General features: G+C 62.9%; 16 protein-coding genes. 12 read left to right on the top strand and 4 right to left on the bottom strand.

Annotation, left to right across the window (positions count from 1 at the left end):
- The first annotated feature begins 71 nt into the window (after positions 1-71).
- From K7H91_RS10275 to K7H91_RS10290, 4 genes are read left to right on the top strand one after another with little or no spacing between them, the layout of a single operon-like run.
- Complete coding sequence (locus K7H91_RS10275; RefSeq protein WP_230720142.1) at positions 72-896, top strand: ABC transporter permease; 825 nt, start codon at positions 72-74, stop codon at positions 894-896.
- Positions 889-1,692: an ABC transporter permease gene (locus K7H91_RS10280; RefSeq protein WP_230720143.1), complete on the top strand. Its 804-nt coding sequence runs from the start codon at positions 889-891 to the stop codon at positions 1,690-1,692. The genes K7H91_RS10275 and K7H91_RS10280 overlap by 8 nt, the downstream gene beginning before the upstream one ends.
- Positions 1,693-1,702: 10 nt before the next feature.
- On the top strand, positions 1,703-2,734 hold the full coding sequence (locus K7H91_RS10285; protein ID WP_230720144.1) for an ABC transporter ATP-binding protein: 1,032 nt from the start codon (positions 1,703-1,705) through the stop codon (positions 2,732-2,734).
- Between the two features lie 40 nt (positions 2,735-2,774).
- Positions 2,775-3,752, top strand: coding sequence for a LysR family transcriptional regulator (locus K7H91_RS10290; RefSeq protein ID WP_230720145.1), 978 nt, complete (start codon positions 2,775-2,777; stop codon positions 3,750-3,752).
- Here K7H91_RS10290 and modC read toward each other — a convergent pair.
- The 3 genes from modC to modA are packed head-to-tail and all read right to left on the bottom strand — an operon-like array spanning position 3,742 to position 6,267.
- A complete protein-coding gene (modC, locus tag K7H91_RS10295) occupies positions 3,742-4,818 on the bottom strand; it encodes a molybdenum ABC transporter ATP-binding protein (RefSeq protein ID WP_230720146.1) in 1,077 nt (358 codons plus the stop codon). The two genes, K7H91_RS10290 and modC, sit on opposite strands and share 11 nt — an antisense overlap.
- Positions 4,815-5,480 carry a molybdate ABC transporter permease subunit gene (modB, locus tag K7H91_RS10300; protein WP_230720147.1) on the bottom strand — a complete coding sequence of 222 codons (666 nt, stop codon included), beginning with the start codon at positions 5,478-5,480 and terminating at the stop codon, positions 4,815-4,817. Before modB ends, modC begins: the two co-directional genes overlap by 4 nt.
- 37 nt (positions 5,481-5,517) lie before the next feature.
- A complete protein-coding gene (gene modA / locus K7H91_RS10305) occupies positions 5,518-6,267 on the bottom strand; it encodes a molybdate ABC transporter substrate-binding protein (protein WP_230720148.1) in 750 nt (249 codons plus the stop codon).
- Between the two features lie 170 nt (positions 6,268-6,437).
- Between modA and K7H91_RS10310 the strand changes: the two genes are divergently transcribed.
- From K7H91_RS10310 to K7H91_RS10330, 5 genes are all read left to right on the top strand, one after another.
- Entirely contained in the window at positions 6,438-8,858 is a 2,421-nt protein-coding gene (locus tag K7H91_RS10310) for a beta-mannosidase (protein ID WP_230720149.1), read from the top strand.
- A gap of 228 nt (positions 8,859-9,086) precedes the next feature.
- Positions 9,087-10,835 carry an ABC transporter ATP-binding protein gene (locus K7H91_RS10315; protein ID WP_230720178.1) on the top strand — a complete coding sequence of 583 codons (1,749 nt, stop codon included), beginning with the start codon at positions 9,087-9,089 and terminating at the stop codon, positions 10,833-10,835.
- Between the two features lie 245 nt (positions 10,836-11,080).
- Positions 11,081-11,497: a universal stress protein gene (locus K7H91_RS10320; protein ID WP_230720150.1), complete on the top strand. Its 417-nt coding sequence runs from the start codon at positions 11,081-11,083 to the stop codon at positions 11,495-11,497.
- An 81-nt stretch (positions 11,498-11,578) separates the two neighbouring features.
- Positions 11,579-13,192, top strand: a complete 1,614-nt coding sequence (locus K7H91_RS10325; RefSeq protein ID WP_230720151.1) for a BCCT family transporter — start codon at positions 11,579-11,581, stop codon at positions 13,190-13,192.
- 534 nt (positions 13,193-13,726) lie between these two features.
- Positions 13,727-14,449, top strand: coding sequence for a GntR family transcriptional regulator (locus tag K7H91_RS10330; protein WP_230720152.1), 723 nt, complete (start codon positions 13,727-13,729; stop codon positions 14,447-14,449).
- Positions 14,450-14,499: 50 nt separating this feature from the next.
- Here the strand turns inward: K7H91_RS10330 and apbC are convergent, their stop codons facing one another.
- A complete protein-coding gene (apbC, locus tag K7H91_RS10335; protein WP_269066127.1) occupies positions 14,500-15,606 on the bottom strand; it encodes an iron-sulfur cluster carrier protein ApbC in 1,107 nt (368 codons plus the stop codon).
- Positions 15,607-16,242: 636 nt separating this feature from the next.
- Between apbC and K7H91_RS10345 the strand changes: the two genes are divergently transcribed.
- The 3 genes from K7H91_RS10345 to K7H91_RS10355 are packed head-to-tail and all read left to right on the top strand — an operon-like array spanning position 16,243 to position 19,297.
- A complete protein-coding gene (locus K7H91_RS10345; protein ID WP_230720153.1) occupies positions 16,243-17,127 on the top strand; it encodes an SMP-30/gluconolactonase/LRE family protein in 885 nt (294 codons plus the stop codon).
- Between the two features lie 51 nt (positions 17,128-17,178).
- Entirely contained in the window at positions 17,179-19,032 is a 1,854-nt protein-coding gene (gene mutL, locus K7H91_RS10350; RefSeq protein ID WP_230720154.1) for a DNA mismatch repair endonuclease MutL, read from the top strand.
- 34 nt (positions 19,033-19,066) lie between these two features.
- A complete protein-coding gene (locus tag K7H91_RS10355; protein WP_230720155.1) occupies positions 19,067-19,297 on the top strand; it encodes a DUF2093 domain-containing protein in 231 nt (76 codons plus the stop codon).
- Positions 19,298-19,319 lie beyond the last annotated feature (22 nt).

Here is a 19,319-nt window from a genome sequence, read left to right on the forward strand (position 1 = left end):
GGCGGGCTGGTTGGGTGCGTTATGATAGACGCTTGCGTGGCACACGGCATCAACAAGAGGAAACCCAGCGGATGAAGTCCGACCGTGCAGAAAACGCGTTTCTGGTTGCGCCCGGCCTGCTGCTGCTGGCGCTGGCGTTTTTCCTGCCGATCGCGCGCATGCTGATGCTGTCGGTGATGGGGCCGGAAGGGTTCACCTTTTCCCATTTTGCCGAATTCATCCGCGAGCCCTATTACCTCAATGTGCTGTGGCGCACGATCCGGCTGTCCTTCATCATCACGCTGATCTGCGCCATGGTCGGCTTTCCGCTGGCCTATATCATGGCGCGCGCCGGGCCACGGCTCAGGCTGTGGTTGATCATCGTCATCTTGCTGCCGCTGATGACCAGCGTGGTGATCCGCACCTTCGGCTGGATGGTGATTTTCGAGCGCGGCGGCATCATCTCCTCCACGCTTTACGATCTCGGCCTGGTGAAGCGCAATTTCACCCTTATGCGTACCGAAACCGCGATCGTGATCGGCATGGTGCAGGTGCTGCTGCCGTTCATGACGCTGTCGATACTCGGCGTCGTCAGCCGCATCGATGAAAAGCTGGAAGAGGCGGCGCGGACCATGGGTTGTTCCTTCCTGCAGGCGTTCCGGCATGTGGTGCTGCCGCTTGCCATGCCGGGCATCGCCGCCGGTTCGCTGCTGGCCTTCACGCTGTCGGCAAGTTCGTTCGTGACGCCGAGCCTGCTCGGCGGACCGCGTCTCCAGGTGCTGGCGGCCTCGATCTATTCCTCGGTCACGCAAACGCTCGACTGGCATTTCGCCGCCGCCCAGGCCGTGATCCTGTTCCTCGGCATCGCGCTTACCCTCATTCCCTATTTCAGGTTGACGGGAGGCCGTCATGGTTAAGGCCGTTCCGTTGTGGCTGAAGATCGCGACGGTCGTGTTCATCGCGCTGATCGTGGTGGTCATGCTGGCGCCGCTGGTGGTGGTGATCGGCACCTCGTTTTCGGCCAACCAGTTTATCGCCTTTCCGCCCAAAGGCTTCTCGCTCGAATGGTATCAAAAGGTACTGTCGTCGAGCGCCTATCTTTCATCCGGGGCCTTGAGCCTCGGCATCGCGCTGCTGGTGACGCTCTCCTCCGTCACCATCGGTGGCGCGGCGGCGATCGCGATCCACCGCCGGCAATTGCCGCAATCGGAGCTGCTCGGCGCGCTGTTTCTCTCGCCGCTGATCCTGCCGACGATCATCTACGCCATCGGCCTGTTGATGTTCTGGAGCGCCGCCTTCGGACCGGTCTCCTTCGTCACGCTGTGGATCGGCCATACCGCGATCACGCTGCCCTATGTGGTGCGCACCACGCTCGCCGTTTTGAGCGAGTCCGACCCCTTCATCGAGGAGGCGGCGCGCACCATGGGGGCGGGGCGCATCCAGCGGCTCGTGTTCGTGGTGCTGCCGCAATGCCGGCCGGGGCTTGCGGCGGGCGCGTTCTTTGCCTTCAACATTTCGTTCGACGAGGCGGTGCTGTCGCTGTTCCTGCGCACCCCGGACATGACCACGCTGCCGGTACAGATCTACGGCCAGCTCGAATTCAGCCCCGACCCGTCCGTCGCCGCGGTCTCCACGATCATGATCGCGCTCACCGTCATCCTCATTCTGGTTATCGACCGCGTGCTCGGCATCCGGAAATTCGCCAGCGCCTAGGAATATAGTCATGTCGGATATTCATCTCGATCGGATCAGGAAGTCCTACGGCAAGGTGGAGGTTCTCCACGGCATCGACCTCGCGCTGTCTTCCGGTGAGTTCGTGAGCCTGCTCGGCGCATCCGGCTGCGGCAAGACCACGCTTCTGCGCACGGTTGCCGGGCTTGAGGCCGTCACCGGCGGCCATGTGATCATCGATGGCCAGGATGTGACGGGGCTGCCGCCGGAAAAGCGCGATATCGCGATGATGTTCCAGTCCTACGCGCTGTTGCCGCATCTGAGCGTCTACGAGAATGTCCGCTTTCCGCTGCGCATGCGCCGGATCGGCGTGCGCGACGAGCAGGATGAGCGGGTGAAGGCCGCGCTGGAGACGGTGCAGCTCGGTCATCTTTCCGACCGCTATCCGCGCCAGCTCTCCGGCGGCCAGCAGCAGCGCGTGGCGCTGGCCCGCGCGATCGTCTCCAACCCGAAAGTGCTGTTGCTTGACGAGCCGCTCTCCAACCTCGACGCCCGGCTGCGCGAGGACATGCAGGTGGAACTGATCGAGATCCACCGCCGCCTCGGGCTGACCACGCTGTTCGTGACCCACGACCAGGAGGAGGCGCTGAGCCTCTCCGACCGGGTGGTGCTTTTGAATGCCGGCAAGGTCGAGCAGGAGGGCGCGCCTTCCGAGATTTACGCCCGCCCGGCGACCGCGTTCGTCTCCGGCTTTATCGGCTCGGCCAATGTGCTGAAGGGCGAGCTTGAGGCGGGCGGCATCGCGGTGCTGGAGGATGGGCAACGCCTCGCGGTTTCGGCGGAAGCGCCGGCCGGCCCGGTCTCGGTCGTATTGCGGCAGGAGGATTTGACCGTCGCAGCGTCAGGCGAGGGCCTGAAGGCCACTGTGAAGACCCGGGTCTATCTCGGCGCGCGAAACCGCTATGTGCTGACCCTTGCCGGCGAGACCATCCGGCTTCTCACCGACAACGAAACCGTGCTGCAGCCGGGCGACGAGGTCGCGCTTTCCATCGATCCCGAACGCATTCGCGTTCTCGCCCGCTGACCCTCTTTTGATTGTGAGACCGCGCGGAGGCTGGTAGCGTATGGCGATGCGCATCATCGACATGGCCACCTTCGTGGCGCTTGCCCGCAACCGGCATTTCGGCCGCACCGCCCGGGAGCTGAACACCACCCAGCCGGCGATTTCCTCGCGTCTTGCGATTCTCGAGCGCGATTATGCCTGCCGGCTTGTCGAGCGCGGCGACCGCGAGTTTCGGCTGACGCCTGCCGGCGAGGAGGCGCTGCGCGTGTTCCAGGAGGTGCTGGAAAAGCTCAACACGCTGAAATCCGACCTCAAGGAGGGCGGCAGCGACGCCGCCTATATCGTGCGCATCGGCGCGATCGATTCCGTGGTCGCCACCTGGATGCCGGATTTCATCGAGGCGCTGAGCCAGGCGATGCCGAACCTCAGGGTGGAGCTGACGATCGAGGGGACGCGCGACCTCATCGCCGGCCTCGCCCATGGCGAGTTCGATCTGATCTTCGGGATCGAGCCCGCGATCGGCGACAGTTTCCGCTCCTTCATCATCTGCTATTATGAAATGGTCTGGGCCGCGGCCCCCGCGGTGGTCGACCGCAATACCACCTACAGCGTCGACGAATTGTCGCGGATGCCGATCATCACCTTCCCCAAGGGCACGCCGCCCTATGCCTATGTCGCGCCCTATTTTCAGGACGAACGGGTGCTGGCCTCCAAGCTGACGAGTTCGAATTCCCTTTTTGCGATGATCAATCTCCTCATCGGCGGCTTCGGCCTTGCGGCGATCCCCTCGGTCGCGATCGCGCGCGAGCTGGAAAATGGCCTGCTGTGCCGGGTGAGCGTGACCAAGCCGTTTCCGCCGATGCCGATCGTCGCCACCTACCAGACGACCGTCGGCCAGAATATCCTGCGGAGCGTCGCCGATCACGCCCGCAGCAGCGCCGCCGAGTTCTGCCGCAAGGTGTCATCGGAAGGCGCCTGGGTGCCGGGGGATGGCGGGCCCGCGCCCGCCGAGCAGGAACGCGGCCGCATCAATCGATGATCGCCACCGATTTGATCTGGGCATAGACGGCCATGCCGGGCTGCAGGCTGAGGAGATTGGCCGAGCGGGCGGTGACGCGCGCCATGATCAGCCTGCTGCCGATCTCCAGATGCACGATCATGACGGAAGGATGATCGCCGCGGGCGATCTCGCGCACGATCGCCGGCACGCGGTTGATGATCGAGACATTCAGGTTTTCGGTGAGCGCGATCGAGACGTCGCGGGCATGGATCATCAGGCGCACCGGTTCGCCGACCTGTCTACCGGTATGGGCGATCCACAGCGCTCCGCCCTCGAACTTGGCGAGCGCGAGTTGCCAGCGCAGGTCGATATCGGCAATCCGCGCGTCGATCGCTATTCCGGCGCGGCGTTCATGCGCCATCGGCAGGTCGAGGCGGGCGAGCGTCTCGGCGGTGAGACCGGCGGCGATAACGCGCCCGTCGCGCATCACCGCGAGATGATCGGCAAGCCGGGCCACCTCGTCGGGCGCGTGGGTGACGTAGAGCACCGGGATGGAAAGGCTCTGCCTCAGGTTTTGCAGATAGGGGAAGATCTCCTGGCGCGCATGGATGTCGAGCGCCGACATCGGCTCATCCATCAGGAGCAGCTTCGGCTGCGAAAGCAGCGCCCGGGCGATCGCGACCCGCTGGCGCTCGCCGCCGGAAAGCCGCGCCGGCATGCGCTCCAGAAGGCTGGAAAGACCGAGCAGCTCGACCAGTTCTTCAAACCGCGCCTTGCCATCACGCTTCGCCCGCTTCTCGCCATAGCGAAGGTTGGCGCTGACGGTCAGATGGGGAAACAGATTGGCCTGCTGGAACACATAGCCGACCTCGCGGCGATGCGGCGGGCGGAAGTGACTGCCGTCCTGCCAGACCTCGCCATCGATCGAAAATTCGCCGTCGGGCAGGTGTTCCAGTCCCGCGAAACAGCGCAGCAGGCTGGTCTTGCCGCAGCCGGAGGGACCGAACAGCGCGGTGACGCCGCTTTTCGGAAACCGGAAGGATGCATCGAGCAGAAACGCGCCGAAACGGCCGGCGAAACGGGCGGAAAGTCTGTCACCGGTCATGGAAAGCGCCTCCGCATGCGTCGCTCGATCAGCATTGTCGACAGGATGACGAGGAAGGAAAACGCCAGCATGCCGGCGGCGAGGATATGCGCCTTGCCCCATTGCAGGGTCTCGACATAGTCGTAGATCGCCACCGAGAGCACCTTGGTCTTGCCGGGAATATTGCCGCCGATCATCAGCACCACGCCGAATTCGCCGACGGTATGGGCAAAGCCGAGGATCGCGCCGGTGATGAGGCCGGGGCGGGCAAGCGGCAGGGCGATCGAGAAGAAGCGGTCGACCGGGCCGGCCCTCAGCGTCGCGGCCGCCTCCAGCGGATCATTGCCGATGGCCTCGAAGGCGTTGCGCACCGGCTGCACCGCAAAGGGCAGCGAATAGATCACCGAGCCGACCACGAGGCCCGCAAATGTGAAGGGCAGGGTAAAGCCGATGGTCTCGCCGATCGCGGCGCCGAGCGGGCTTTGGGGGCTGAGCGCGATCAGCAGGTAGAAGCCGAGCACAGTGGGCGGCAGGACCAGGGGGAGGGCTACGATCGCGCCGATCACTTCCTTCCACCATGTGTGCGACCGCGCCAGCCACCAGGCGAGTGGCACGCCCAATATCATCAAGAACACGGTCGTGACGCCGGCAAGTTTCAGCGTCAGGAATACGGCTTCCCACATTATTTCCGCTCCAGGGCCCATTCCCGACTGCCAGGAATCACGACGGCAGCCGGTAGCCGTGATTTCCGACAATTTTGCGGGCGGTATCGCCCTTCAGGAAGCTCATAAACGCCCGCGCCGCGATATTGTTCTCGCCCTTCTTCAAAAGAACCGCGCCCTGGGCGATCGGGCTGTACAAATCGGTCGGCACTTCATAGCGCGAACCGCCGGGCTCGCCGACAAGCTGAGACAGCGCGACGAAGCCGAGCGCGGCATTGCCGGTGGCGACAAACTGGTAGGCCTGGGTGATGCTTTCCCCCTCGACCAGCCGTTCGCGCAACTGCTCGTAGACACCGAGCGCCGTCATCGCCTCCACTGCCGCTGCGCCATAGGGCGCGGTGCGCGGATTGGCGATCGCCAGTTTGCCGAAGCGATCGGGATGGAAGAGCACCTTGCCTTCCGGGTCCACGAGATCGGGATCGGCGCTGTAAAGCACCAGCGCGCCGAGCGCATAGACGAAGGCGCTGCCTTCCACCGCGTAACCTTCTTCGATCGTAAGCGCGGGGCGCTCCTCATCGGCGGCGAGAAACACGTCAAAGGGCGCGCCGTGAATGATCTGGGCATAGAGCCTGCCGGTCGAGCCGAAACTCAGCACCGCCTCGTGGCCGGTCTCTTCGCGAAAGGCCTCGGCGATCTCCTCGGCGGTGCCGGTGAAATTGGCGGCGACGGCGACGGTGACCTCGCCGCTGGCTGCCGGCGTCGTCGCGAGCGGCAAAAGCAGAAGGGCGAGAAACAGAATACGGCGCATCTTGGTCTCCGGGGCGGGTGCGGGAACTGTGCCTGCTGATCGCGCGCCGGTCAAACACGCCCTTTGCGACAAGACGCCGCAAAATTCTGCCGACCCCCTTTAAAATCGGTTTAGAGAGAACCAAAAAGCCTTTAGTAAGGTGTCGTTTCAATTGAACGGACGGACGCAGCATGACGGATATTCTCGATCTCAACGACGACTGGGTGTTTTCCTCCGACGCTCACAACAGTTCCGTCACGCTGTCGGCGCCCGGCGATATCCATTCCGCGCTCTTGGCCGCCGGCGCGATCGAGGACCCCTATTACCGCGACAACGAGCCCAGAACCGACTGGGTCCATGAAGCCGAGTGGGTCGCCGTCAAGCGCTTCCAGCTTTCCGATATCGAGGGCGGACGGTTCACGCTACGCTTCGAAAGCGTCGATTGCCTCGCCGAAGTCAGCGTCAATGACAAGCCCGCCGGGCGTTGCGAAAGCCAGTTCCTGCGCTATGATTTCGACGTGACCGGGCTGTTGCGCGCGGGCGAAAACGAGATCGCAGTGCGGTTCCTCTCCAATTCGCGCGAGGCCGAAAAGCGCGCGAAAGCCTCCGACTTCCCGATCCCCTATACCAAGAACAGCCGGATCGGCCACTTGAACTTCCTGCGCCGGGCGCAATGCCATGGCGGCTGGGACTGGGGGATCGCGCTATCGCCGCTCGGCTTCTATGGCGATATCACGCTGGTGCGCACCGGCGATCTGAGGCTTGACGATGTCGCGATCCGCCAGCGTCACGAGGGCGGCGCGGTGGAACTGGACGTCACCTTCCACGCCTTCGCCTTTGCGCCAACTGAAGCCGATGCGGTGGTCGAAATCAACGGCGCGCGGGCGACCGGCATGATGACGGCATGGCCCGGCGAAAACCGGGTCACGGTGACCGTCCGGGTCGAAAATCCGCGGCTGTGGTGGCCGGCGGGCCACGGTGAGCAGGCGTTTTACGATCTCGCGGTTTCGCTTGGCAATGAGCGCCGCGATTTCCGCATCGGCCTGCGCAGCGTTGCTCTGCTGACCAATGCCGACGAAATAGGCCATCGCTTCGCCTTTCAGATCAATGGCCGCGAGATCTTCATGAAAGGCGCCAACTGGATTCCGGGCGACGCCCTGCCGGCCCGCGCCACGCCCGACCAGGTGCGCGACCTGCTGGTTTCGGCGGTCGAGGCCAATATGAACATGATCCGCGTCTGGGGCGGCGGACAGTATGAGGCCGACTGGTTCTACGAACTCTGCGATGAGCTGGGCATCATGGTCTGGCAGGACTTCATGTTCGCCTGCAGCCATTACCCCGCCCATGAACGCGGCTTTCTCGATCTGGTTCGCGTGGAAGCCCGCCAGCAATTGCGCCGGCTGTCGCGCTTCGCTTCGATCGCGCTGTGGTGCGGTGACAATGAACTTGTGGGTGCGCTCAGCTGGTACGAGGAGAGCATCGATAACCGCGATCGTTATCTGGCGATCTATGACCGCCTCAATCACGCGCTCGAGGAAGCGGTGGAGGACGAGGCGATCGGTCTGCCGTTCCGCCCGTCATCACCCTCGGTCGGGCGGCTCGATTTCGGCGATGGCTGGCATGTCGATACCTCGGGCGACATGCATTTCTGGGATGTCTGGCACTCGGCGAAGGATTTCGAGCATTACCGCACGGTCCGCCCGCGCTTCTGCTCGGAATTCGGCTTCCAGTCGTTTCCTTCGATGCGTGTGATCGAAAGCTTCACCGCGCCGGAGGACCGCAACGTCTCCTCCGCCGTCATGGACGTCCATCAACGCAATATCGGCGGCAACAGCCGGATCGTGGAGACCATCGCGCGCTATTTCCGCTTTCCCGACAGTTTCGAGGATATGGTCTATCTGAGCCAGCTCTCGCAGGGCTTGGCGATGAAGACGGCGATCGAGTTCTGGCGCGCAAACAAGCCGCGCACCATGGGCACGCTGTTCTGGCAGTTGAACGACACCTGGCCGGTGGCAAGTTGGTCGAGCCTCGAATATGGCGGCGGCTGGAAGACCACGCAATATCTCGCCCGCCGCTTCTTCGCGCCGCTGATGGTGACGGCGGAACCGGACCCGGCAACCGGCGCGATCGTTCTGCTCGCGGTCTCGGATATCGAGGACGAAAAGCCGATCACCGTCAGGCTGCGCACTGTCGATGCGACCGATGGCACGGTCTCCGAACTGGGTACCTATGACGTGGTCACCAGCGTGGAGACGGTGGTGGAGATCGCCCGCATCCGTCCCGAAAGCCTTGGCGACAGCACCTTCCTGCTGTTCGACTGGCGCGATGGCGACGGCAATCATCTCGGCGAAAACGAGTATCTGCCGCAAAGGCCGAAAGCCTATCGCTTCGGGGAGCCGAACATTACCGTCCACGCTGAAGACGACCGGATCACGCTCGCAACCGATCGGCCTGCGCTCTATGTCACCTATGACCACGGCGGCGACGACATCTATTCCGACAATTGCTTCACGCTGCTGCCGGGCGAGGACAAGGTGCTGACGGTGACCCGAAAGCGCACTTCGCATCTTGATCAGGCAAGGGCACCTGAGTTGCGGTATTTGAAGGGCTGAGAAGACACACACCCGTCCTCTTCTTCGGTCCCCCTGATGCGTGGGTCTTGCTCTTGCGAGACGATTGGCCTATTTGTCGGCGCCCAATGCCGAATGGGACGATGAGCGCACGACAGTGTTGCCGCGCGACAGCGAAGGGCCCTAATCGATATGGAACAACGCATCCCAATGCCCAGAACCTCTGTTTTCAAGCGTCTTCTCGACAGAGCACTGGCGCGCTTTATTCCCATGGCCAACCGCAGCCTGCTTTATCGGCTGCTGTCGGAGAATCTGCGCGCCCAGGCTCCATGGTATGCTCTGGCGACGGTCGCCATGCTCGTTGTCGCCGGCATGACCGCGATGAGCGCCTGGATCATGAAGGATATCGTCAACGAAACCGTGGTTTCGAAAGACATGAACCGCATGTTCATGCTCGCAGGGGGCGTGGCCGCGATCTTCATCGTCAAGGGCATCGCGACCTATTTCCAGATCGTGATCCTGAGCAAGGCCGGCAACAATATCATCGCCAGGACGCAAAGCAGCATCTTCAGCCGAATCCTGCAGCAGGATCTGAACTTCTTCATCCGGTTTCCGTCCTCCGACCTTGTCATGCGCCTGACCAACAACGCCCAGGCGGCAAGGACGGCGATGGATCTGATTCTGACCTCGGCGATCCGCGACCTGTTTTCGCTGATCGGACTGGTCATCGTGATGTTCATCCAGCAACCGGTCCTTTCTCTCGTTTCCTTTATTCTCGGGCCGGCGGCCTTTATCGGCGTTCGCTACCTGACCAACAAGGTCCGCGATATCATGAAGCAGGAACTGACCGCCTTCGCCAAGATTATCGAAAGCGTTCAGGAAGCCTCCACAGGCGTTCGCATCATCAAGGCGTTTGGTCTTGAGGAGCACATGCGCTCGCGTATGGACCGGCAGGTCACCCAGGTGGAGCATCGCGCCAACAGCATTGCCCGGCTTTCCGCTGCCACGAGCCCGATCATGGAAACGCTGTCGGGCCTGGCGATCGCCGGCGTGATTGCGCTGAGCGGTCTTTGGGTCGTCGGCGGCAGCCAGACGCCCGGCGAGTTGATGTCGTTTATCACGGCTCTGCTTCTGGCCTATGAGCCGGCGAAGCGGCTGGCGCGCATGCGCGTCAATCTCGAGACGGCCATGGTCGGCGTCAGGATGATGTACGAGATCAAGGATCACCCGATCATGCTGACGGAAGCCGAAAACCCCCAGCCGGTCCCTCCGGGCGGTGGCGAAATCATCTTCGACAATGTTGGCTTCTCCTATGACGAAAACAAACCCCTGTTCAAGAACCTGAACCTCGTCTTCCCTGCGGGCAAGACCACGGCTCTGGTTGGCGCGTCGGGCGGCGGCAAGTCGACGATCATCAATCTCGTCATGCGCATGTTCGACCCCGAAGAAGGCTCGGTCACGGTCAATGGCCTCGACCTCAGGCAGGTGTCTTTCGAGTCGCTTCGCGCGCACATGTCCTATGTCGGTCAGGATACATTCCTGTTCAACGGCACGGTGAGGGACAATCTGGAGCTTGGTCGTCAGGGTGCCACCGAAGAGGAAATCATCGAGGCGGCCAAGTCGGCCCATGCGCATGACTTCATCATGAACATGAACAAAGGATATGACTCGCTCGTCGGCGAAAATGGCGGCAATCTTTCCGGCGGCCAGAAACAGCGTCTTGCGATCGCGCGCGCGATGTTGCGCGATGCCGATATCCTGATCCTCGACGAGGCGACCAGCGCGCTGGATTCCTACGCCGAATCGCTGGTGCAGGATGCGCTGAAGCGGTTGACCAAGGATCGCACCACGATCGTCATCGCCCATCGCCTCGCAACCATCACGTCGGCCGACAACATCGTCGTTCTCGAAAACGGGAAGATCCTGGAGCAGGGGCCGCAACGCGAGCTTCTGGCCCATGACGGGCCCTACCGGCGCCTTTACGAGTTGCAGATTCTTCCCCAGCTCGAAGACGCCTGATCGCCGTCCTCCGATTTTTTTGAAAAGCCATGGCTGCCCTTGCACGCCATGGCTTTTTTGTGTCCGCTTCAGCCCGATGCAGCGACAATATGCCTCGCTCGATTTGCGGGGCATGCGGCGAAATGCTAAACAGAATGTGGCTTTTTCGTGATCGGCATATGTCGTGCTGGCGGAAGGCCCCACAGGCATTGTGGAAGAGGGAAGGAAACCGGCGGGTCGGCAAACCCGCAAATCCAGGAATCGCGATGTTTACGAAAATCATGGTACCCGTCGATCTGGCCCATGCGGAAAAGCTCGGGCGCGGCCTGAAGGCTGCGGGTGATCTCGGCAAGCTCTATGGCGCATCCGTCGTCTATGTCGGCGTCACATCATCGGCGCCGGGTGCGCTCGGCCACAATCCGGAGGAATACCGGCAGAAGCTTGAGGCCTTTGCGAAAGCGCAGGAATCCGAACACGGCTTGGCGACCGACATTCATGTTGTCGTCGCCCACGATCCGGCCGTCGACATCAACCAGTCGCTTGCCCGCTCCGTCGATGAACTCGGCTGCGATCTGGTGGTGATGGCAACCCACGTGCCCAACCTTGCCGACCATTTCATGCATTCCCATGGCGGCCAGCTCGCAACGCATACCAAGGCGTCGGTGCTGCTGGTACGCGGCTGAGCCGTTTGAAGATTAGACATCGCGGATCGTCGGACGCCCAAGTCCGGGCCGATGCGTCGAAGTGAAACAAGGAGATATTATATGTCCGACACGGGGATACCCGAGCCTGAAGGCGAGACAGACATCATCGACACCGATTACGAGATCGGCCAGGACAATATCACCACCAGTATCGGGCCGTTCGGTCTCGACATCCATAACCCGGTCTTTCTGATCTCGGGTCTTGCCGTCGTCGCCTTCGTGCTGGTCACGCTTGCCTTTCAGAACCAGGCTGAGGCCGTGTTCAACGGTATGCGCGACTGGCTGACCTCGACCTTCGACTGGTTCTTCCTTCTGGCCGGCAACGTCTTCGTGCTGCTCGGCATCTATCTGATCTTCTCGCCCTACGGCAAGATTCGCCTCGGCGGCGCCGACGCCAAGCCGGATTATACCTATACCGGCTGGTTCGCGATGCTGTTTGCCGCAGGCATGGGCATCGGCCTGATGTTCTACGGCGTTTCCGAACCGATTTCGCACTACACCTCCTCGATCGCGGAGAATGCCGGCACGCCGGAAAGCTGGGCCCCGCTCGGCGGCGCACCGGGCGACACGGCAAAGGCGCAGTCGCTTGCCATGTCAGCGACGATTTTCCACTGGGCGCTTCATCCCTGGGCGATCTACGCCATCGTCGCGCTGGCGCTGGCGCTGTTTTCCTACAATAAGGGCCTGCCGCTCGCCATGCGCTCGGTGTTCTATCCGATCTTCGGCGAACGCGTCTGGGGCTGGACCGGCCATGTCATCGATGTGCTGGCAGTGCTTGCGACCCTGTTCGGGCTCGCGACCTCGCTCGGCATCGGCGCGGAACAGGCCAATGCCGGCCTCAACCATATCTTCGGCCTGCCGGTGAGCGAAGTCTCCAAGGTGGTGCTGATCGTCTTCATCACCGGCATCGCGCTCACATCTGTGGTCGCGGGCATGGATGCCGGCGTCCAGCGGCTTTCGAAGATCAATATGGCGCTTGCCGCCCTGCTGCTGCTGTTCGTGATCGCCGTCGGACCGACCCTTGCCATTCTCGGCGGCATATTCACCAATTTCGTGGATTATGCCCGCTATCTGCCGGAGCTTGCCAATCCGTTCGGCCGGAGCGACAAGAACTTCCTGGATGGCTGGACGTCGTTCTACTGGGCCTGGTGGATTTCCTGGTCGCCCTTCGTCGGCATGTTCATCGCCCGCGTTTCGCGTGGCCGCACGGTGCGCGAGTTCATCACCTGCGTGCTGGTCATTCCGTCGGTGGTCTCTATCGTATGGATGACGGTGTTCGGCGATACCGCGATCCGTGAGATCATCGTCAACAATTATGAGGCTCTTGCCCAGGCGCCGCTTGATCTGAAGCTGTTCATCATGCTGGAGGCGCTGCCGCTGGCGACGATCACATCGGTTATCGGCATCGTCCTCGTCATCGTGTTCTTCGTGACCTCGTCGGACTCCGGCTCGATCGTGATCGACACGATCACCGCGGGCGGCAAGGTCGATGCACCGGTGCCGCAGCGCGTGTTCTGGGCAAGCTTCGAGGGCCTTGTGGCGATCGCGCTGTTGCTCGGCGGCGGCCTGACGGCGCTGCAGGCGATGGCCGTGTCGACGGGCTTCCCGTTCACCTTCGTTCTGCTCTTGGCCTGCTTTGCCATCATAAAAGGGCTCAGAAGCGAGCCGCGATAGCCGGATCGTGGCTGAGCATATTCAAAGGCGGCGTCCCCAGCGGGCGCCGCCTTTTTGTTTGGGGGTTCCGCGCCTGTTTTCCGCGTCGCATCCGCTGAAAATGCAAATCGATTTACAACCGGCGCAGCGGCTTGCAACTTCCGCGTAATCGCTGTAGGCAGGTGTACAACCTGTCACAACGTTAAAGTGCGGGCAGGAGGGGTCAACCGAGTCGTATTTCCGATGACATTTTCTGATTATCAACGCTTTCAGTCTTCTTTTTCAGCCTTCGCCGCTTGCCCGATCGGGGCCTCGGCGTTTTCCCCTGTCCGGCATTGCAGCCGAAGGTTTTGGAGCGGGGAACGACAGCAGACGATCTGGTGACGCGTCGGGACATGTCGAGCGACAGTTCTCGATGAAGGCCCGGCGGCGACGTCGAAGCTGCAGCGCCGAGCTTGCCTGCGCGCCCTATGCCGCATTTCCGGCCCAATCCAGGTTCTTTACCAGCGTCTGACGATTATTCGTCAGATCACTCTCTGTTTTCGGAGAAAGTGAATGAGCGCACCGCGACACAAGCAACTGACCCGGGCCCTGCGTGAGGAGCTCACCTCCGGCCAATTCAAGGTCGGAGACAGACTGCCACCTGAAGTGGAATTTGCCGCCCAGCGCGGCGTGAGTCGCACCACGCTGCGGCGGGCCTTGAGCGAGCTGGAGGCGGAGGGGCTTGTGGCCCGGCGCAAGCGAGTCGGCACGGTCGTGACTTCGCTCAAGCCCCAACTGCATTTCCGGATGAGAACCAATTCACTGGCGGAACTGATGCGCCTCGAGCGCGAAACCGTGCTCGACATCTGGACGACCCGGATGGTGGAGGAGAGCGAGGAGCCGCTGTTGCGGGGCAGGGGGTGTCACGACGGGAAGTGGCTGGAGGTGATCGGTGTCAGGCGCATGTCGGGCCGGCTGCGGTCGTTTTGCTGGAACCGCATGTTCGTTCCCGGCCGCTATGCCGGGCTTGAGCCATCGCTCGCGCGTCACGGCCTTGCCTCGGTCTCCGGCCTGGTCACGGAAATCTATGACCGTCCGGTCGAGCAGGTTGTGCAGAATGTCAGCGCAATCGCCTGCCCGCCGGCGGCCGCCGATGCCATCGGCATTTCGGCGCTTTCCCCGGCACTGGCGATTGAATCGGAAGTGTTCAGCCGGGATGACGAGCTGATACTCCTGGCGCACGCGATCTACGACCCCGCCCGGTTTCAGCTCCGAAATGAGGCCAGTCTCTATTGAGGCCGTGTCCGGTCTGTTGGGCCTGACCTCTGTCAAACGTCGAGCTGGCGCTATTCGAAAACGATCGAGGGCGCCGTGCGGGTGCGGGCGTTGAGACCTTCAAGTACCGCCTTGGCGATCGACCGGTAGGCCGCCGCATGCGGTCCATCAGGCTGATCGACGACGACCGGCGTGCCGGCATCCGATTTTTCGCGGATGTCGATCGCGAGCGGCACCTCCCCCAGAAACGGGACGCCGATCTTCTCCGCTTCGTCTTTCGCGCCGCCATGGCCGAAAATATTGTGGGTCGCGCCGCAATCGGGGCAGATGAAGGTGCTCATGTTCTCCACGATGCCGAGCACGGGCACCGAGACCTTGTTGAACATGGCGATCGCCTTGCGGGCATCGATCAGCGCAAGATCCTGCGGGGTCGAGACCACCACGCTGCCGGCGAGCGGCACCTGCTGGGCCATGGTGAGCTGGGCGTCACCCGTGCCGGGCGGCATGTCGATCACCAGCACGTCGAGTTCGCCCCAGGCAACCTCGCGCAGCATCTGCATCAGCGCCGACTGCACCATCGGCCCGCGCCAGATCACGGCGGTGCCCTCGTCGACCAGAAAACCGATCGACATCACCTTCAGGCCGAATTTCTCCATTGGCATGATGGTGCGCCCCGGGCCCTGCATCGGCCGGCCGGACAGGCCGAACAGTCTCGGAATGGACGGCCCGTAAATATCGGCATCGAGCAGGCCGACCTTCAGCCCTTCGGCGGCAAGGCCAAGCGCCAGATTGACAGATGTGGTGGACTTGCCGACGCCGCCCTTGCCGGATGCGACCGCGATGATCGAGCCGATGCCGGGAATATCCGGCTTGGCGGGTTGTTCCGGTTTTTTTGGCGGCTCGGACGGGCGCGGTTTCTGATCGCTGGCCGGCTTGTCCGCGGTCAGCGTCACGAAGGCCTGTCTTGCGCCGGGGATGGATTCGGCCGCCTTGGCCGCGGCCTGTCGCACCGGCTCGAAGGCTTTCGCGTCCCCGCCCGGCACGGTCAGCGAGAAATAGATCTTCCCGTCGGTCACGAATATGTCGGAGACAAGCCCGCTGAAGGCAAGCGGCTTGCCATCGGGAAGGTTGACGGCTTCAAGGCTTCTGAGAACCTGCTGGCTGGTGATTTCGGTCATGAAACTGATCCTTGGGTGTAAGCCCTAGATAATGGGAAATGCCGCACGCGCCAATGGCAAAGCCGGAATCCAGACTTTCGGCGCAATGGTTTTTGGCAAGGGGCGACATCCGGAGCAGCCAGACAAAGGGCGGCAGCAAGTCTCACGACAGAACAGTGCCGGGGATGGCCCAAGCAAAACGATAGAAACGCCGGCGCTTTTGAAGGAACCCGAAGGTTCAAGGCGCCGGCGTTTCTATTGTCTTAAGTCCGCGCTCTTGGGCGCGTATTTGTTTTCATCCCCTCTGGAACTGTCGAGAAGATGGACTATTCGGTTTGCCTTTGCAAGCAGCTTTTTTACGGCTGGAACAATGATTTAGACTCAATGTAGTGCGAGATCGGATTCTATTCGATTTGCTGCACTGCACAAATTATTGACTCCGCTTATTTTTTAAGTCTCTGCCCCGCTTTTGCCGGCTTCCGCCGCAGACTTGAAAAAAGCGAATCGAAGTGCCGGCGGGGGACTTCCATCCCGGCATGCGGCCAAACTGAGCGCTTGATTTATCGCCGGGCCTTGTCTTTCCTCTGGAAAGGCCGGGAATTTCCGTGATACGCGCGGCGGCAACACAAAAAGAAATGAGGGGCATCGGGAGAGACAATGATCACAGAGACCGTATTCGAGGGAAGGATCCTGGTGACGGACCGGATGTCGCTTGGCGAGGGGCCGGGCTATGACCGCGACACCGACATGATCTGGTGGTTCGACATCAATGCAAGCAAGCTGCATCTGCTGAGCGCGTCCACCCGCGAACGCCGGATCATTCAGCTTCCGGAAATGGCAAGCGCTTTGGCGGTGGTGGACGAGCACCGCCAGGTGATCTCCACCGAGACCGGACTCTATTTCCGCGATACCTCCACCGGCGCGCTTTCGCTGCATGTGGCGATCGAGGCCGATAACGCCGTCACCCGCTCCAACGATGCGCGGGTTCACGCCTCCGGCGCCTTCTGGGTCTCGACCATGGGCAAGAACGCCGAAAAGGGCGCCGGCGCGATCTACCATGTGCTCGAAGGCGTGGTGACCAAGCTGTTCGACAAGATCACCATCCCGAACGCGATCTGCTTTTCGCCGGACGGGGCGACCGGCTATTATGTCGATACCGATGTCAATCAGTTGATGTCGGTTCCGATCGCGCCGGAAACCGGCCTGCCGACGGGCCCGGCCAGCGTCTTCATCGATACCGCGCATATGACCGGCGGCATGGACGGCGCGGTCTGCGACGGCGACGGCAATATCTGGAACGCCCGTTATGGCGCCGGCGTGCTCGACCAGTTCGATCCCGCGGGCAAGCTGAAGGCGCGCTATCAGCTTCCCGCCCGCCAGCCGACCTGCCCGGCCTTTATCGGCCGCGATGGCGGCTGGATGATGGTGACCAGTGCCGCCCAGGACACCCGCGTGGAGGAGGAGCCGAATGCCGGCAATACCTTTGCGCTGGTGACGGGCGCGAAGCCGCGCTTCGATCCGGCCTATCGCGCCGGACGCTGAGCGCGCGCCAAATGCCGTGGCGCGACGGGGCGAATCTGTTATGACTGCGCCATGAGCATCAGACAGCTTTCCGAAACCGTCATCAACCAGATCGCCGCCGGCGAGGTCATCGAGCGGCCGGCGAGCGCTGCCAAGGAACTGGTCGAAAACGCGCTCGATGCCGGGGCGACCCGGATCGAGATCGCGACGGCCGGCGGCGGCAAGGCGCTGCTGCGGGTCACCGACAACGGTTCGGGCATGAGCCGCGAGGATCTGGCGCTCGCGGTCAGGCGGCACTGCACCTCGAAGATCACAGCGGACCTCACCGATATCCGCACGCTCGGCTTTCGCGGCGAGGCGCTGCCCTCGATCGGCTCGGTTGCGAGGCTTTCGATTTCAAGCCGCACGCGCGAGGCGGGCGAGGGCTATCGCATTGCGCTGGAAGGCGGGCGCTCGGGCGAACCGGAGCCGGCCCCGGTCAATGCCGGCACGATCGTCGAGGTGCGCGACCTGTTTTTCGCAACGCCGGCGCGGCTGAAATTCCTGAAAACCGAGCGCGCCGAGGCCGGCGCGATCACCGAGGTGGTCAAGCGCATGGCGCTCGCCTTTCCGGCGACGCGCTTCGTGTTGTCGGGCTCGGATCGATCCACGCTGGAACTGCCGGCGACCGGCGATGACCGGCTGGCGCGCATCGCCCAGGTGCTCGGCCGCGATTTCCGCTCGAACGCGATCGAGATCGATGCCGCGCGCGAGGATGTGACGCTGTCCGGCTTTGCCGGCGTGCCGACCTTCAACCGCGGCAATTCCGGCCATCTCTATGCCTTCGTCAACGGCCGTCCGGTGCAGGACCGGCTGCTTCTCGGCGCTATCCGCGCGGCCTATGCCGAAACGGTGCCGAAGGGTCGTTATCCGGTCGCCGTGCTGTGGTTTTCGCTCGATCCGGCGCTGGTCGATGTCAATGTTCATCCGGCCAAGGCCGATGTCCGGTTTCGCGATCCCGCGCTGGTGCGTGGGCTGATCGTTGGCGCGATCCGCGAGGCGCTGACGCGGGCGGGCGACCGGTCGTCCTCCACCGGCGCGGACGCCATGCTGAAGGCGTTCCGGCCGCGATTTTCGCCCGAGCCCGCCGCCGCGTCACGGGTCTACGGGGGCGACTATGAGCGGGCGACCAATGCGCAATGGTCGCCGCAGCAATCGCCCTATCGGCCGGAGGGTTTCCGGGAAGAGGCCGCGCCGCGCTTCGGTGAGACCGCGCCCGGCTTCAGCGACGCGCCGGCTGGCTTCGCAGGCTTTGCGACGCCATCGGCGCGCGGCGAGGAACCGGGCCCGGCCGTCCAGCCGTCTTCCGACCATCCGCTGGGCGCTGCGCGGGCGCAGGTGCATGAGAATTATATCGTCGCCCAGACCGATACCGGCCTCGTGATCGTTGACCAGCACGCCGCCCATGAACGTCTCGTCTACGAGGCGCTGCGGGCGGCCTTTTCCAAAGACAGACTTGCCTCGCAAATGCTGCTGATCCCGGAAATCGTTGACATGCCGGAGGAAGACTGCGACCGGCTGATGCCGTTTGCCGACGAGCTTGCGCGGCTCGGGCTCGTGTTCGAGCGCTTCGGCCCCGGCGCGCTGGCCGTGCGCGAGACCCCGGCGCTGCTCGGCGAGGTCGATGCCGCGGCGCTGATCCGCCAGCTTGCCGACGAGGCTGGCGAGTGGGAAACCGCCGATGGTCTGCGCGCGAAGCTCGAAAGCGTGGCGGCAACCATGGCCTGCCACGGTTCGGTGCGGTCCGGCAGGCGCTTGCGCGTCGACGAAATGAATGCTCTCCTCAGGCAGATGGAGACCACGCCGGGTTCGGGCCAGTGCAATCACGGCCGGCCCACCTATATCGAACTGAAGCTTGCCGATATCGAGCGCCTGTTCGGGCGCTGATGGCGAAACGGCATTCGGAACTGGAGATCAAGCGGTGAATATCTTTGATGGAAGCGGCAAGGGCGCGGCGCGGATCCGCTATCTCGACGCCAATTTCGAGGTCGTGACCCCCGGCAGTTACGTGGTCTGCGCCGTCACGGGCAAGCACATTCCGCTGGAGGAGCTGCGCTACTGGAGCGTCGCCCGGCAGGAAGCCTATGTCGATGCGCACGCCTCCTTCGAGGCGGAGAAGCGCGTCGGCGCGCTGCCGACGGACAAGTCGTAAAACGCAGCCAGGCGCGCTCTCG

The sequence above is a fragment of the Martelella mediterranea genome (assembly GCF_021021415.1).
GTDB lineage: Bacteria > Pseudomonadota > Alphaproteobacteria > Rhizobiales > Rhizobiaceae > Martelella > Martelella mediterranea_C.